This window comes from Dyella amyloliquefaciens (assembly GCF_004296575.1).
In the GTDB taxonomy this organism is placed as follows: domain Bacteria; phylum Pseudomonadota; class Gammaproteobacteria; order Xanthomonadales; family Rhodanobacteraceae; genus Dyella; species Dyella amyloliquefaciens.
The window spans coordinates 50068-65305 of the sequence record NZ_SAYT01000009.1 but is presented as its reverse complement, the minus strand read 5'-3'; the positions used below and the strand labels follow the sequence as shown (position 1 = coordinate 65305).

The 15238-nt window shown below is 64.0% G+C and carries 9 protein-coding genes and 2 pseudogenes; 6 read left to right on the top strand and 5 right to left on the bottom strand.

The features are described from left to right. Nucleotides 1–306 precede the first annotated feature (306 nt). The 4 genes from gyrB to dnaA all read right to left on the bottom strand — a co-directional run bounded on the left by gyrB (nucleotide 307) and on the right by dnaA (nucleotide 6675). Nucleotides 307–2721, bottom strand: a complete 2415-nt coding sequence (gene gyrB / locus EPB08_RS19605; protein WP_130620818.1) for a DNA topoisomerase (ATP-hydrolyzing) subunit B — start codon at nucleotides 2719–2721, stop codon at nucleotides 307–309. 78 nt (nucleotides 2722–2799) lie between these two features. Beyond that, the gene (recF, locus tag EPB08_RS19600; protein ID WP_130620817.1) at nucleotides 2800–3879 is read right to left on the bottom strand and encodes a DNA replication/repair protein RecF; all 1080 of its coding nucleotides are present in this window, start codon (nucleotides 3877–3879) and stop codon (nucleotides 2800–2802) included. A 95-nt stretch (nucleotides 3880–3974) separates the two neighbouring features. Then, a complete protein-coding gene (gene dnaN, locus EPB08_RS19595; protein ID WP_130620816.1) occupies nucleotides 3975–5075 on the bottom strand; it encodes a DNA polymerase III subunit beta in 1101 nt (366 codons plus the stop codon). Between the two features lie 244 nt (nucleotides 5076–5319). Continuing rightward, complete coding sequence (dnaA, locus tag EPB08_RS19590; RefSeq protein ID WP_130620815.1) at nucleotides 5320–6675, bottom strand: chromosomal replication initiator protein DnaA; 1356 nt, start codon at nucleotides 6673–6675, stop codon at nucleotides 5320–5322. A gap of 213 nt (nucleotides 6676–6888) precedes the next feature. Here dnaA and rpmH point away from each other — a divergent pair, with 213 nt between their 5' ends. The 6 genes and pseudogenes from rpmH to EPB08_RS21425 all read left to right on the top strand — a co-directional run. Continuing rightward, on the top strand, nucleotides 6889–7026 hold the full coding sequence (rpmH, locus tag EPB08_RS19585) for a 50S ribosomal protein L34 (protein WP_019464789.1): 138 nt from the start codon (nucleotides 6889–6891) through the stop codon (nucleotides 7024–7026). A 14-nt stretch (nucleotides 7027–7040) separates the two neighbouring features. Beyond that, nucleotides 7041–7439, top strand: a complete 399-nt coding sequence (gene rnpA / locus EPB08_RS19580) for a ribonuclease P protein component (protein WP_130620814.1) — start codon at nucleotides 7041–7043, stop codon at nucleotides 7437–7439. A gap of 57 nt (nucleotides 7440–7496) precedes the next feature. Further along, nucleotides 7497–9191, top strand: a complete 1695-nt coding sequence (gene yidC, locus EPB08_RS19575) for a membrane protein insertase YidC (RefSeq protein WP_130620813.1) — start codon at nucleotides 7497–7499, stop codon at nucleotides 9189–9191. Between the two features lie 400 nt (nucleotides 9192–9591). Then, nucleotides 9592–10932 carry a tRNA uridine-5-carboxymethylaminomethyl(34) synthesis GTPase MnmE gene (gene mnmE, locus EPB08_RS19570; protein ID WP_130620812.1) on the top strand — a complete coding sequence of 447 codons (1341 nt, stop codon included), beginning with the start codon at nucleotides 9592–9594 and terminating at the stop codon, nucleotides 10930–10932. Nucleotides 10933–11037: 105 nt separating this feature from the next. Further along, nucleotides 11038–11334 (top strand): annotated as a pseudogene (locus EPB08_RS21430) (DNA translocase FtsK); the annotation flags it as partial. Nucleotides 11335–12114: 780 nt separating this feature from the next. Continuing rightward, a pseudogene (locus EPB08_RS21425) lies at nucleotides 12115–13584 on the top strand (DNA translocase FtsK); the annotation flags it as partial. Nucleotides 13585–13601: 17 nt separating this feature from the next. Here the strand turns inward: EPB08_RS21425 and rtcR are convergent. Beyond that, entirely contained in the window at nucleotides 13602–15203 is a 1602-nt protein-coding gene (gene rtcR / locus EPB08_RS19560) for an RNA repair transcriptional activator RtcR (RefSeq protein ID WP_130620810.1), read from the bottom strand. Nucleotides 15204–15238 lie beyond the last annotated feature (35 nt).

The following is a 15238-nucleotide window of genomic DNA, read 5'->3' as shown; positions in this document are numbered from 1 at the left end:
GGTGTAAGGTTTTTCACGCGCCAGCGACGCGGGGGGATCGCTGAGCGTAACCTGACTCGGCGGCAGATAACAAGTCGCAACGCGACAACAAAGATTGTTAAGAATCAATAAGTTGAACCATACGCCAGCGACTGGACATTATTTTCAAGTCGGCGAACCCCGTAAGTCCTGACTTTTTGCCCTGGAAAACCGCAGGTTACTCCCGCCTGTGGCGCGCATTAACGTGCTAATGCGCTAATACAACGCGGCAAAAACAATGCCGGTGTGACAGCCATCGCATGATGACTGCCAACACCGGCATGGGCGTCAGATGTCCAGGTTGGCCACCTTCAGGGCGTTCGCTTCGATGAAGTCGCGACGCGGCTCCACCGCCTCGCCCATCAGCATGGAGAACATCTGGTCGGCCGCGAAGGCGTCTTCGATGCCGACCTGCAGCATGCGGCGGGTTTCCGGATTCACCGTGGTTTCCCACAGCTGCTCCGGGTTCATTTCGCCCAGACCCTTGAAGCGCTGGATCATGCGGCCCTTCTTGCCCTCTTCCAGCAGCCAGCTGCGCGCTTCGGCGAAGCTCTGCACGCCGCGCGAACCGTTACCGCGGCGGACGACGGCATCGGCCTGCACCAGGCCGGCGAGCTGCTGGCTCACCTGCAGGACCGGACGGAACTCGCTGCCGGCGAAGAACGGCTGGGGCAGCAGCCAGGTGTGGCTGAGGCCGTGCTGGTCCTTCACCACCTCGATCGCGGCAGGCTGCTCATCGGCCGCAGGACGCAGCGCCAGGCGGTAACGCGGCTTGCCCAGCCCGGAAGCCGCCAGGCGCTTCTCCACGCCCGCCAGCCACGCCTGCATGGCCGCCGCATCGCCCCACAGCGCGGCGTCCAGCGGCGCGTGCTCGAGCATCGCCGTCAGCACGCTGGCGTCGAAGCGATGGCCCAGGCGCTCGATCTGGTCGAGGGCGACCTGGTAGTCGCGCAGCAGCTTTTCCAATGCTTCGCCGGAGATGCCCGGCGCATCGGCCGAGTACTGCAGTTCGGCGCCGTCGACGGCGCTGGACACCAGGTAGGCGTTCAGCGCGGCATCGTCCTTCAGGTACATCTCGTTCTTGCCCTGCTTGATCTTGTACAGCGGCGGCAGGCCGATGTAGACGTGGCCGCGCTCGATCAGCTCGGGCATCTGGCGGTAGAAGAAGGTCAGCAGCAGGGTGCGGATGTGCGAGCCGTCCACGTCCGCGTCGGTCATGATGACGATGCGGTGGTAGCGCAGCTTGTCCGGGTTGTACTCCTCCTTGCCGATGCCCGTGCCGAGCGCGGTGATCAGCGTGCCGACTTCGGCGGAGGACAGCATCTTGTCGAAGCGGGCCTTCTCCACGTTGAGGATCTTGCCCTTCAACGGCAGCACGGCCTGGGTCTTGCGGTTACGGCCCTGCTTGGCCGAGCCGCCTGCGGAGTCACCCTCGACCAGGAACAGTTCGCACAGCGCCGGATCCTTTTCCTGGCAGTCGGCGAGCTTGCCCGGCAAGCCGGCGATATCCAGCGCTCCCTTGCGGCGGGTCATCTCGCGAGCCTTGCGGGCCGCCTCGCGGGCACGTGCGGCGTCGACCACCTTGGAAGCGATGGCCTTAGCTTCGTTCGGGTGCTCCAGCAGGAACTCACCCAGCTTCTCGTTGACGGCCTGCTCCACCGCGGTCTTCACCTCGGAGGAAACCAGCTTGTCCTTGGTCTGCGAAGAGAACTTCGGGTCGGGCACCTTCACCGACAGCACGGCGATCAGGCCTTCGCGCATGTCGTCGCCGGACAGGGCGACCTTGGCGTTCTTGGCCAGGCCTTCCTTCTCGATGTAGCCCTGCAGCGAGCGCGTCAGCGCCGCGCGGAAGCCGGTCAGATGGGTGCCGCCGTCGCGCTGCGGGATGTTGTTGGTGAAGCAGTACATCGTTTCCTGGTACGCGTCGGTCCACTGCATCGCCAGTTCGACCGAGATGCCGTCCTGGTTCGCGTTGAGGCTGATCACGTTGGGGTGCAGCGCGGTCTTCAGCTGGGCCAGGTGCTGCACGAAGGACTTGATGCCGCCCTCGTAGGCGAAACGGTCGCTACGCCCTTCCCCACGCTCGTCCTTCAGGTCGATGGTGACGCCGGAGTTCAGGAACGCCAGCTCGCGCAGACGCTTCGCCAGGATGTCGTAGTGGAACTCGACGTTGGTGAAGGTCCCGGTACTGGGCAGGAAGCGCACCGTAGTGCCGCGCTTGGTGGAGTCACCTACCGGCTTGATGGGGTACTGCGGTTCGCCATGGGCGTATTCCTGCTGGTACTCCTTGCCTTCGCGGTAGATGGTCAGCCACAGGTGCGAGCTGAGTGCGTTCACCACGGACACGCCCACACCGTGCAGGCCGCCGGACACCTTGTAGGAGTTCGCGTCGAACTTGCCGCCGGCATGCAGCACCGTCATCACCACTTCGGCGGTGGAACGGCCCTCTTCCGGGTGCACATCGACCGGGATACCGCGCCCGTTGTCGCTGACGCTGACCGAGCCGTCTTCGAGGATGGTGACCGTGACATGGTCGCAGTAGCCAGCCAAAGCTTCGTCGATGGAGTTGTCGACGACTTCGAACACCATGTGATGAAGGCCGGTGCCGTCATCGGTGTCACCGATGTACATACCCGGGCGCTTGCGCACCGCTTCCAGACCTTTCAGAACCTTGATGTTGCTCGAATCGTAGGATGCGTTCATTCGTCGACCGTTTCCTGGGCGCCAGTTCCCGCCCGGTTTGGCGCCATGAAAGGCCGGGCGGAATACACAATTCGTTGATTATAGCAGGGGCCTGAGACCACCTTGTTCCACGTGGAACACGTGGGTCGAACCGTCCTGCAGGGCCTCCGGAACCTCGGTTCCGGTGACCAGTACTTGGGCTCCAACGTCCTTGAGCTGGCCGACCAGAGCCGCTTGATGAGCCTTGTCCAGCTCGGAGGCCAGGTCGTCCAGGCAGACGATAGGCCACTCCCCCCGCCGCTCGGCGTACAGCGCTGCCTGCGACAGGACGCAACCCAGCGCGGTCAGCTTCTCCTGCCCACGGGACAGATGTTCTCGCTGAGGTGCATGCTCGAATACCACCGCCCAGTCAGCGCGGTGGGATCCCAGCGTTGTATGCCCACGGGCCAAGTCCCGGCCGCGTTGCGCTGCATACAGATCACCAAGTTCCGCGTCATCGGCCCACCCGCGCTTGTATCGAAGCTCAAGCGATCCCAGCTCGGGCAGCAGCGCTCCCATCGCTTGTTCGATATGGGGGCGAAGTGCCGACAGATAAACCCGTCTCTGGCTGTCGATGACCGCGGCCGTTGACGCCAGCTCGGCCTCCCAAGGCAGGAACAGGGCATCGGAAACAGGGCCGGAAGCCCTGAGCAGACTGTTTCGCTGCTTGAGTGCCCGCTGATAGCGACGCCAGGCCAGAAAGAACTCATGTTCCACGTGGAACACGCCCCAATCCAGATAGCGACGTCGCTCCTCGGCCCCACCGGCGATCAGTGCGTGGGATCCGGGCTCGAAGCAGACGACGGCGCACTCCCCCACCAGTTCACTGAGGGTGACCGCCTGCCCGTCCATGCGGGCTTCCCAACGCACGCCTTGTCGACCCAGGCCCAATCGGCGGGACTGTCCATCCTCGTGGCGCAGTTCGGCGAACACCGAAAGCAGATCAGCCCCGCGTTGAAGCAAGGCATCCTTGGCGCCGGCCCTGAAAGACCGCGCATGCGAAAGAAGAAAAGCGGCCTCAAGCAGGCTGGTCTTGCCTGCTCCGTTGGGGCCCGCGAACACCGTCACGCCCGGCGACAAGGGCACGGTGATGTCCGCCAGGCACCGCAAGCCCTGGATACGGAGACTTTCCAACCGCATTCAGCGGGCCCTCGACGCAAGAACGCCGGGGTGTCTTGCGACAACCCCGGCGTTCATATGCGGCTTGCCCGATATCGGCAAACGCTTATCCGACATCAGAGGCGCAGCGGCATGATCACGTGGCGAGCCTGGTCGCTGTCGTCTTCCTGCACCAGACAGCTGGACTGCGCATCGCGAAGGTTGAGGCGAGCGCGATCACCACGCAGCGCACCCAGCGCATCGAGCAGATAACCGACGTTGAAGCCGACCGCGAGATCCGACACTACGGTCTCTGCCTCGACTTCTTCCACGGCTTCTTCCTGCTCCGGGTTGTGCGCCACGATGCGCAGCTTGCCCGGGGACAGTTCCAGCTTCACGCCGCGGTACTTCTCGTTGGAAAGAATCGCTGCACGTTGCAGGGCACCACGCAGCACTTCGCGATCCAGCGTAGCCTGCTTGTCGGCACCAAGCGGAATCACCGCTTCGTAATCCGGGAAACGGCCGTCGATCAGCTTCGAGGTGAAGACGACATCGCCACGACGGACGCGGAGGTGATTACGGCCAAACTCCAGCTCAACCTGCCCTTCGCCGGTTTCGAACAAACCGACCAGCTCATTCACGCCCTTACGCGGAATGATGATCTGACGGCGTGCGGCCACCTTGCTGTCCAGCTTGGTTTCCTTCAGGGCGAGGCGATGGCCGTCGGTGGCTACGCAGCGCAGCGTGTGCTCCTGCAGATCCAGCAGCATGCCGTTCAAGTAGTAGCGCACGTCCTGATTCGCCATCGCGAACGAAGTGCGCTCCATCAGGTCACGTAGAACTTCTTCCGGAAGCGAGACCCGCTCGACCAACTCGATTTCATCGATGGTCGGGAATTCGGTGGCAGGCAGCGTGGCCAGGGTGAACCGGCTACGGCCCGCATTCATGGCTACGCGGTCGCCATTGAGCTTCAGTTCGATCTGCGCGCCGTCGGGCAGCGCACGAACGATGTCGAACAGCTTGCGGGCGGGAATGGTGATTTCACCGTCGACCAGCTTATCGGCCGCCGTGGTAGCCACCATTTCGACTTCGAGGTCGGTGCCCGTCATCGACACTTTGCCGTCGGCGACTTTCACCAGCAGGTTGGCGAGAACCGGCAGCGTCTGGCGGCGTTCGACGACGCCTACGACCTGCTGCAACGGTTTGAGCAGAGCTTCTCTTTGAATGCTGAATTGCATGTATGCGCTTCCCCTAAACCTGCTTTTCTGTTTTTAAAAGAAGTTCTGTAGTGGTGGTAGGCGGCGTGGATAACTTTGAAAACGAAAAAAAACATTGAGAATCAAACATTTGCGCGATTCTCACCTTGTGTTCCCAAAAGCTGGATGACTGTGGGCCAGATGTGGATAACTTTGCCGGCCAAATCGTCCACCTATTATCCACAGGTTGCCACAGTACTTTTCAAGCACTTAGTGCACAGCCGCCTCAGCCGGTAAGGATGCGGATCAGCTGTTCCCAATCCTGCCGCATCCTCGTGTCCGTTTCGCACAGCTTCTTGATGGTGCGGCAGGCGTGCAGCACCGTCGTGTGGTCACGGCCACCGAACGCCTCGCCAATCTCCGGCAGGCTGTGTTCGGTCAATTCCTTGGACAGCGCCATGGCGATCTGGCGCGGACGCGCCAGCGAACGCACGCGACGCTTGGACAACAGGTCCTGCAGGCGCACCTGGTAGTAGTCGGCCACCGTCTTCTGGATGTTGGGCACGGTCACCGCCTGGGCGTGCGTGGCCAACAGGTCGCGCAGCGTCTCCTCGGCGAAGTCGATGGTGATCGGCTTGCCGTAGAAGTTGGCGCGCGCGGCCAGCGTGTTGAGCGCGCCCTCGAGGTCGCGCACGTTGGAGCGGATGCGCTTGGCCAGCAGCATCGCCACGTTCTCCCCCACCGCGACGCCCTTGTCGTGCGCCTTGGAGAGCAGGATCGCCGCGCGCGTCTCGAAGTCCGGCGGCTCGATCGCCACCGACAGGCCCCAGCCCAGGCGCGACTTCAGCCGTGGCTCGAGCTTGTCCACTTCCTTCGGATAGCGGTCGCAGGTCAGGATGATCTGTTGCTTGGACTCGAACAGCGCATTGAAGGTGTGGAAAAACTCTTCCTGCGTGGTGTCCTTGCCAGCGAAGAACTGGATGTCGTCGATCAGCAGCGCGTCCACCGAGCGGAAGCGGCGCTTGAACTCGTCCATGCTCTTGGTGCGCAGCGCCTCGATCATCGAGCCGACGAACTGCTCCGAACGCAGGTACAGCACCTTGAAGTCCGGATTGCGCTCGCGCATCAGGTTGCCGGTGGCGTGCATCAGGTGGGTCTTGCCCAGGCCGGTGCCGCCGTACAGCAGCAGCGGGTTGTAGGCGCGGCCCGGGTTCATCGCCACCTGCATGGCGGCGGCCTTGCCCAGCTGGTTGGACTTGCCCTCGACGAAGGTCTCGAAGGTGTAGTGCGGGTCCAGGTTGTGGGTAAAGCTGGGGGCCACCGGTTCCACCGCCACCGGGGCGGGCGCCGGCGCAGCCTTGGGCTGTGCACTGGCGGCCCTGCCACTGGCCGTGGCGCGGGGCGAGCTGGAGCCGACCTCGAGCTTTACGGTCAGCTCATGGCCGGTCAGCTGGCTGATCACCGTCTCGATGCGCGCCAGGTAGCGCTCGCGGACCGTGTCCAGGGTGTACGGATTGGGGGCGAACAGCTGCAGACCGTGGGTGTCGTCGCGCGCCTGCAGCGGCATCAGCCAGGTGTGCAGGTCTTCGGCGTTCAATTCGCCCTCGAGACGCTCGAGACAGCGCCGCCACAGGTCACTCATGGATACTTTTCAACCACTGGAAGGAGCGCTTTCGCGCGGGGTGGACCGGCAAGTCTAGCAGCACGAACCCTCCTTCATGGGAGGGATATCCACATGGATATCCACAGGAAGCCAACAGGCTTCTGTCAACCCTTTTCAGCAGGGATTTGACAGCACCCTTTGTAACCCCGCATAATTTCCAACCTTTTTATCACTTTAACTTCGGACTAAGCCATGTCGAAGCGAACCTTCCAGCCCAGCAAGCTCAAGCGCGCCCGTACCCACGGCTTCCGCGCCCGCATGGCGACGGCCGACGGCCGCAAGATCCTGAACGCGCGTCGCGCCAAGGGTCGCAAGCGTCTCATCCCGTAAGCGGCGCGCTCATCATGCGTGCCGCCGGCCTGCCGCGCGAGGCGCGGCTTCGCCGCGCCGGTGACTTCGCTGCCCTGCGTCATGTCAGCGGCCGCTTCGGCGGCCGCTGTTTTTCTGTGCGCTATCGTCCGAACGGCCTGGATCAACCCCGCATGGGGCTGGCCATTTCCAAGCGCGTGTCCAAGCGCGCGGTCGATCGCAACCGCATCAAGCGCCTGGTGCGCGAATCTTTCCGGCGCCACCGCCTTGAGCTTCCGCCCATCGACCTCATGGTGATGGCGCGCGAGCAGGCCGTTCACCTGCCGGGCCCCGAGCTGCTCGATGAATTGCAGCTGCTCTGGAAGAAACTGCGTTCCGTGAGGCTCGAGGCCACATTGAAGCCTGGCTATGCGGCCGGCACAATCGTGCGTTGACCTTTTCCACCCTCTTCCGCGGCCAAGCGTCGTGGCATGCACCGGATCTGCTCCGCGATGAATCAAACGCGCACGTTCCTCATCTTCGCCCTGCTGGCCGTGGCCTACTTGCTGTTCATGGCCTGGGAGAAGGATTACGGCCCGCAGCCGCAGCCTGCCGTTGCCTCCTCCTCCAGCGCAGCCGTACCCGCCGCTGACGCCAGCGTCCCAGGTGCCGCCGCACCGGCCGCGACCGCCGCCGTGCCGGGCACGACGACCGAAGCGTCCGCGCAACTCATCACCCTCAGCACCGACGTGCTGCGCCTCACCGTGGATACCCGCGGCGGCACGGTGGTGCGTTCGGAACTGCTCAACTATCCCTCGGTGCCGCGCACCAAGAAGGACCCGGACCCGGCGCCGGTGCGCCTGCTCGATGACGAGCGTTCGCAGTACTTCGTCGCGCAGACCGGCCTGGTGAGCAATCAGGGCACGGCGCCCGATCACCGCGCCGTGTTCCAGGCCGCGCAGACCAGCTATGCGCTGGCGCAGGGCCAGGACGAACTCAAGGTCGACCTGACCTGGACCGATGCCTCGGGCCTGAAGGTCACCAAGACCTTCGCGCTCAAGCGCGGCAGCTATGTGGTCAACCTCGACCAGAAGATCGAGAACGGCGGCAGCACCGCATGGCAGGGCAACGCCTACGAGCAGCTGCAGCGCGTGGCCCCCGTCCAGCAGAAGAGCTGGTGGCAGAACTTCAGCGACCCGTCCTCGCACAGCTTCTATGGCGCGGCCTGGTACAGCCCCGAAGACAAGATGTCCACGCTGCCCTTCACCGACTTCGCCAAGAAGCCGCTGAACCACGCGATCACCGGTGGCTGGGTATCGATGCTGCAGCACTACTTCTTCGTCGCCTGGATTCCGGGTGCACAGGACGCCAACACCTACAGCACCAGCGTGATCAACCCGGATACGGCCCAGCCGGTCTACCTGATCCGCGCCGTGGGTCCGTCGCTGAGCGTGGCCCCGGGCCAGAGCGTTGCCACTGCGTCGCGTCTTTATGTCGGTCCGAAGCTGCAGGGCACGCTCGACACCGTGGCGCCGGGCCTCGATCTCACCACCAACTACGGCTTGCTGACCGTGGTGGCGCAGCCGCTGCACTGGCTGCTGTCGCAGCTGCACGCGATCAGCGGCAACTGGGGTGTGGCGATCATCCTGCTGGTGCTGCTGCTGAAGGGCGCGCTGTGGAAGCTCACGGCCGCGCAGTTCCGCTCCGGCGCCAAGATGCGCAAGCTGCAGCCGCGCGTAACCGCTCTCAAGGAGCGTTACGGCGACGACAAGATGAAGATGCAGCAGGCCATGATGGAGCTGTACAAGAAGGAGAAGGTCAACCCGATGTCGGGCTGCCTGCCGATCCTGATCACCATGCCGGTGTTCTTTGGTCTGTACCGCGTGCTGATGGAAAGCGTGGAACTGCGCCACTCGCCGTTCTTCGGCTGGATCCATGACCTCTCCGCGCCCGATCCGTTCTTCGTGCTGCCGGTGATCTACATCCTGGTGATGCTTGCCACGCAGTGGCTCACGCCGGCTGCCGCGGGCATGGACCCGGCGCAGCAGAAGATGATGAAGGTGATGCCGGTGGTGTTCGGCTTCATGTTCCTGTTCTTCCCGGCCGGCCTGGTGCTGTACTGGGTGGTCAACGGCCTGACCAGCCTGACGCAGCAGTGGCTGATCACGCGCAGCGTGGAGCGCGCGGACGCGGCCAAGGCAGACTGAGTACCGCCGCAGGTTGGAGAAAAAGGCCGCTGATGCGGCTTTTTTCTTTTTGCGCCACGGAGGCGGCTCTCGTTCGTCGGCACAACTCACCTCCCCTCTTTCTGTAGGAGCGCACCCTGTGCGCGAGGCCTTTCGCCTCGGTCTTCGGGTGTTGTTGTTCTGGCTTGGGCCTGGCCTAAGGCTGGGTTGGAGCCAGGTTGCCGATTAAGCCGCGGGCAGAGCGTTAGTGGTGGGTGGCTACCGAAGTTGGCCACCCGCTCTGAAAAATGAAGAACATGCTTACCGGTGCGAGGTACGGCCGCGCACAGGGAAAAGAAAAGCGGGCAAGGACACGATCACGCGGCCCGCAGGCGCCAAACCAAACTCCTCAGCAGCGCGACCACCCTGCATAATTCGATTCATGATTTCCACCGACACCATAGCCGCCATTGCGAGCGCACCCGGCGCCGCCGGTGTCGGCATCCTGCGCGTGTCAGGCCCGGCCGTGCCGGCTATTGCCTGTGAGCTGCTCGGTCGCGAGCCGGAGCCGCGTCGCGCGCACTTCACACCTTTCCGCGACCGCGACGGTGAATTGATCGATCGCGGCCTGCTGCTCTATTTCCCGGGCCCCGCCTCTTACACCGGTGAACACGTGCTGGAACTGCAGGGTCACGGCAGCCCCGTGTTGCTCGATGCGCTTTTGCGTCGTGTCTGTGCGATGGGCGCGCGGTTGGCCCGGCCCGGCGAGTTCACAGAACGAGCCTTCTTGAACGGCAAACTCGACCTGGCGCAGGCCGAAGCCGTGGCCGACCTGATTGCCGCGCGCTCGCAGGCGGGCGCGCGTGCCGCCCTGCGTTCGATGGAAGGCGTGTTTTCGCACAAGGTGCACGAGCTGCTGCAGTCGCTGATCGGATTGCGCGTGCACATCGAAGCAGCCATCGATTTTCCCGAAGAGGAAATCGACTTCCTCGCCGATCCCGCGATCATGCAGAAGCTTGATGCTTTGCGCGCACGGCAGGCCGAACTCCTTCGTGAAGCGCAACGTGGTGTGCGGCTCAACGATGGCCTGCGAGTCGCGATCATCGGACGTCCAAATGCCGGCAAGTCCAGTTTGCTGAATGCACTGTCGGGCAGCGATCGCGCCATCGTCACCGACATTGCCGGTACCACGCGCGACGTACTGCGTGAGCACCTGAGCCTCGATGGCATTGCGCTTGAGCTCGCCGATACCGCAGGCCTGCGCGAAACCAATGATCCGGTCGAACAGGAAGGCGTGCGCCGTGCCCACGGCGAACTCGCGCGCGCCGATGTCGCCTTGCTGGTGACCGATGCGCAGCACGCCGAACACGATCTCTCGCTGCTGGCAGACCTGCCGACCAGCGTCGAGCGCCTGGTACTGGTCAACAAGATCGACATCGACCAGGCCGGTGCGCGCTACGAAGAACGCGACGAAGCGATCTGGGTCTGGGCGTCAGCGAAAACTGGCGAAGGCCTGGACGCCTTGCGCGATCACCTCAAGCAACTGGCCGGCGCCGGCAGTGGCGAAGGAGCCTTCAGCGCACGCCGCCGCCATGTGCTGGCGCTGGAACAGGTCGAGTACCACCTCGATCGCGCAGACGAAGTGCTGCGCCTGACCCAGGCCGGCGAGCTTGCCGCCGAAGAACTGCGCCAGGCCCAGCACGCCCTAGGCGAGATCACCGGCACCTATACCAGCGACGACCTGCTGGGGGCGATCTTCAGTTCGTTCTGCATTGGAAAATAGCCCCAGTCTATTTCCGTCAGACTGTTACGGGCTTTTCTGCTGACGCTTATCAGGCATTGGCGCTAACATGCTGAGTTTGCACGCTGCGGCTCCGAACACTCAGGCATGCTTTCTTTTCTCTTTGGCGGCTTCGGGCTGTCCACCCTCTGGTTGGCTCCCCTGTTCTGGCGTCTCGGCCATTCGCTGGTCGCGCGCCGCAAGTTATCCACAGGCGGGCAGGGAACGATCCGCTTCTGGCTGGGCGCGCTGCTGGTGCTGGTCGCCAGCGCAACGCTCGAGGGGCTGGTTGTTGACCAGTACACCGATGATCCGCAGCTTGGCGGCACGGTGTGCCGCGCGCTCTCGCATGGCCTTGGCGGATGGCTCGGCGGATGGCTGACGACGTGCGTGATGCTGGCGGTGCTCGCCGCCGCGCTGCCGTGGTATCTCGGGGTTGGCTGGCGGGCGATCTTCCAGCGAATCTCTGCAGGCATCGATGTTCTTGCTGCCCTGCTTCAACACGCTGTCGACGGCATGGCGGCGCGACGCGGCAAGACGAAAAGCGGCCGTCGCGCCAGCGGCGCGGTGCGTCGCCGCGAGAGCGCTTCCGACAAGCCTCGTCGCACGCCTTCGGTCGAGCAACGCCGAACCCAGGCACCAGCGCCACCGGTGCCGCCGCGTACCGCGCCAGACCCTGATATTTCGCAATCGACCGTCCCCGCTTGGCCGTCCCGTGCGCGTCATGCCGCCCGGCAGGAAACGGTCATCCGCGAACCGTGGTTGATGCCCAAGCATGGGCGCGCCACCTCCCCGCCGGCCATGCTTTCGGGCCGTGCCACCGCCAAGACGACCATCGGTGCGAGTGCATTCGCACCCGCTGCGTCGTCCATCGTGTCGCGAGCTGCCGAAGCTGCGATGCGCGCAGAAGAACCGGCGCCGCCTATGGTCCCCGCGGCAACAACCGCCTTTGCACCGCCCCTGGCGGTGGATATCCAGGCAACGCCCGAACCGATGTTGAGCGCCACGGCGCCACCGACCGAGACGGCATTCGAGGTGGAGGTCGTACCGATCACGGCACCGATGTCGTCCGCGCCAGTACAAGGGCGCAGCATCGCGGCCAACGACGACGAGCTGGTTTCCGCGCAGGTGGTCGTTTCATCGCCGCGTCCCGTTGCCCCACCCCGCCAGCCTTCGAATGCCATGTTGCCGCCGCTTTCCCTGCTGGCGGCGCCGCGTTCCGAAACCGCGCTCATTGACGATGCACAGCTGGCGGAAACCGGCGAACTGATCGAGCAGCGACTGCGCGAGTTCAAGGTACCGGTATCCGTTGTCGGCGCATCGGCAGGTCCGGTGATCACGCGGTTTGAAGTGGAGCCGGCCGTGGGCGTGCGCGGCAACCAGATCGTCGCCCTGATGAAGGATCTGGCGCGCGGCCTGGGCAGGACGTCCGTTCGCGTCGTGGAGACGATTCCCGGCAAGACCTGCATGGGGCTGGAGCTGCCGAACGAACAGCGCCAGATGATTGCGCTGTCCGAGATTCTCGACTCCGTCGAGTACCGCGATTCCGATTCGCTGCTCACGCTCGCGATGGGCAAGGGCATCACCGGCGAACCGGTGGTGGCGGATCTCGCCAAGGCGCCGCACATGCTGGTCGCAGGTACCACGGGTTCGGGCAAGTCGGTCGCGGTGAACGCGATGATCCTGTCGATGCTGTACAAGGCCACGCCAGATGACGTGCGCATGATCATGATCGATCCGAAGATGCTGGAGCTTTCGGTCTACGAAGGCATTCCGCATCTGCTCGCGCCCGTGGTCACCGACATGAAGCTCGCCGCCAACGCGCTGGCCTGGTGCGTGGGCGAGATGGAGAACCGCTATCGGCTGATGTCCGACCTGCGCGTGCGCAACCTTGCCGGCTTCAACCAGAAGGTGCGTGAGGCACGGGCGTCTGGACGTCCGTTGATGAACCCCTTCCCTGTGCATCCGGAAGTACCTGAGCTGCTCGATACATTGCCGATGATCGTGGTAGTGATCGACGAGCTGGCCGACCTGATGATGGTCGCGGGCAAGAAGATCGAAGAACTGATTGCGCGACTGGCGCAGAAAGCACGTGCCGCGGGCATTCATCTCATCCTCGCCACGCAGCGACCGTCGGTGGATGTGATCACCGGTCTGATCAAGGCCAACATCCCCACGCGCGTCGCCTTCCAGGTATCAAGCAAGATCGACTCGCGCACTATCCTCGACCAGATGGGAGCTGAAAGCCTGCTCGGTCAGGGCGACATGCTGTTCCTGCCACCGGGCACGGGTTATCCACAGCGCATCCACGGCGCCTTCGTTGCCGACGAGGAAGTGCATCGCGTGGTGGCGCATCTCAAGTTGTACGGTGAGCCGGACTACAAGGACGAGATCCTCGCGGGACCACCGAGCGAAGGTTCCGGCGAGCTGTTCGCCGAAGAAGGCGGCGATGCCGAACTCGATCCGTTGTACGACGAAGCCGCCGCGTTCGTGTTGCGCTCGCGCCGTGCCTCGATCTCTTTCGTGCAACGCCAGTTCCGCATTGGATACAACCGCGCGGCGCGACTGGTCGAGGCGATGGAAGCTGCCGGGCTCGTATCGTCGATGGGCATCAACGGTCAGCGTGAAGTGCTGGCGCCTGGGCCGTCGGATTGACCACGGCTCAGGGTGGCCTATCTTTCGGACAAACCGGTCACTGCAGCCCAGTCGAGATCGAAGCGGGCCAGGTACTTTCGAAGACGGTCGGTGTCGTTGCTACTGGACTTGCGTTCGCGTGAGGCGGCGAAGAGCTGGCGCCCGGCATCGGAGAGATGTCGGCTGCGACGACAGACCTTGATCACTTCGCGCAGCTGCAACTGGTCGAACAGATCGACTTCGTGCAGGCGTTCGCCCAGCAAAGCAGGCAGTGGATCGTCACCGGTTTCCTCGTGTCGCCACAAGCGGCGCAGTCGCGTGAGTTCTTCGTCCACGGTGTCCACGGTGATGCGCCCCGCGGGTGCTAGCGTGGCCATGCGCGTGAGCGATGCGCTCAGGTCGCGAAAGTTGCCTTGCCACGTCGCTTCGCCTGAGGTGGCGAAGCGCAGGTAGCGGTCGCGTGCTTCGCGGTTGAAGGTCACGCGCTGGTTGTGTTGTTGGGCGTGACGCTCCAGCTCGTAGTCGAGGTTGGGCTCGATGTCTTCCACGCGCTCGCTGAGGCCGGGCAGGTGGAAGCTCCAGATGTTGAGGCGCGCATAGAGGTCGTCGCGGAAGCGGCCTTCCGCCACGCGGCGGCCGAGATCGCGATTGGTGCCGGCGACCAGCTGGAAGTCGCTTTCCACTTCGCGGTCACTGCCCACGGGGAGGAAGCGCTTGTCCTCCAGGGCGCGCAGCAGCATGGCCTGTTCGTCCGCGCCCAGTTCGCCGATTTCGTCCAGGAATAGCAGGCCCTTGTGCGCACTGCGCAGCAGGCCGGCGCGCTCGCCGACGGCGCCGGTATAGGCGCCCTTGGTGTGGCCGAACAAGGTGCTCATGGCGCCGTCACCACGCAGGGTGGCGCAGTTCACTTCGACGAAGCGGCCGCTGAGTTCGTGGCGCGCTTTCTTCAGTTCGAACAGGCGACGTGCGAGCTGGCTCTTGCCCGCGCCGGTGGGGCCCATCAACAGGATGGGCGCGATGGAGCGGCTGCCCACGGTTTCGATCTGTTCGATCATCCGGTTGAACGCCGCATTGCGGGTGGCGATGCCGCTCTTGAGGTGGGTGCGGTCGTCTTCCTGCTCCGTCTGGAAACGTTGCGCGAGGCGGTCGTAGCGGGACAGGTCCAGGTCGATCACATTGATCGACCCGCCGTTGCTGTCGGCGTGTTGCTTGCGCGGCGGCGATACCTGCAGCAGGCGCGCCGGCAGGCGTCGGCTTTCGGTGAGCAGGAACAGGCAGATCTGGGCGACGTGCGTGCCGGTGGTGATGTGGACGTAGTAGTCCTCGTGGTCCGGATCGAACGGATAGCGTCGCGCGAAGTCGTGCAGCGCGCCGTACATGGATTCGAAATCCCAGGGATCGGCCACGTAGGTGTCGTGCAGCTTCACCTCTGTCTCCGGCGACACCTGGCCGAGGTCCTTGCGCACCAGTTCGGCGAGCTTGCCGTAGCGGCGCTGGTCCACCATCAGCTCCAGCCGGTGGACCAGGAAATCCTCGTGCATTCCCAGCGCCACCGTGGGGCGCCATTTGTCCCAACGCCCCGCGCCCTCGCCGGCGTCGAGCTGGGTGCCGAGAAAACCGATCACGACCTGCCTCTTCATGGTGCGACCAAAAGATAGAAAGTTATCTACGAGTA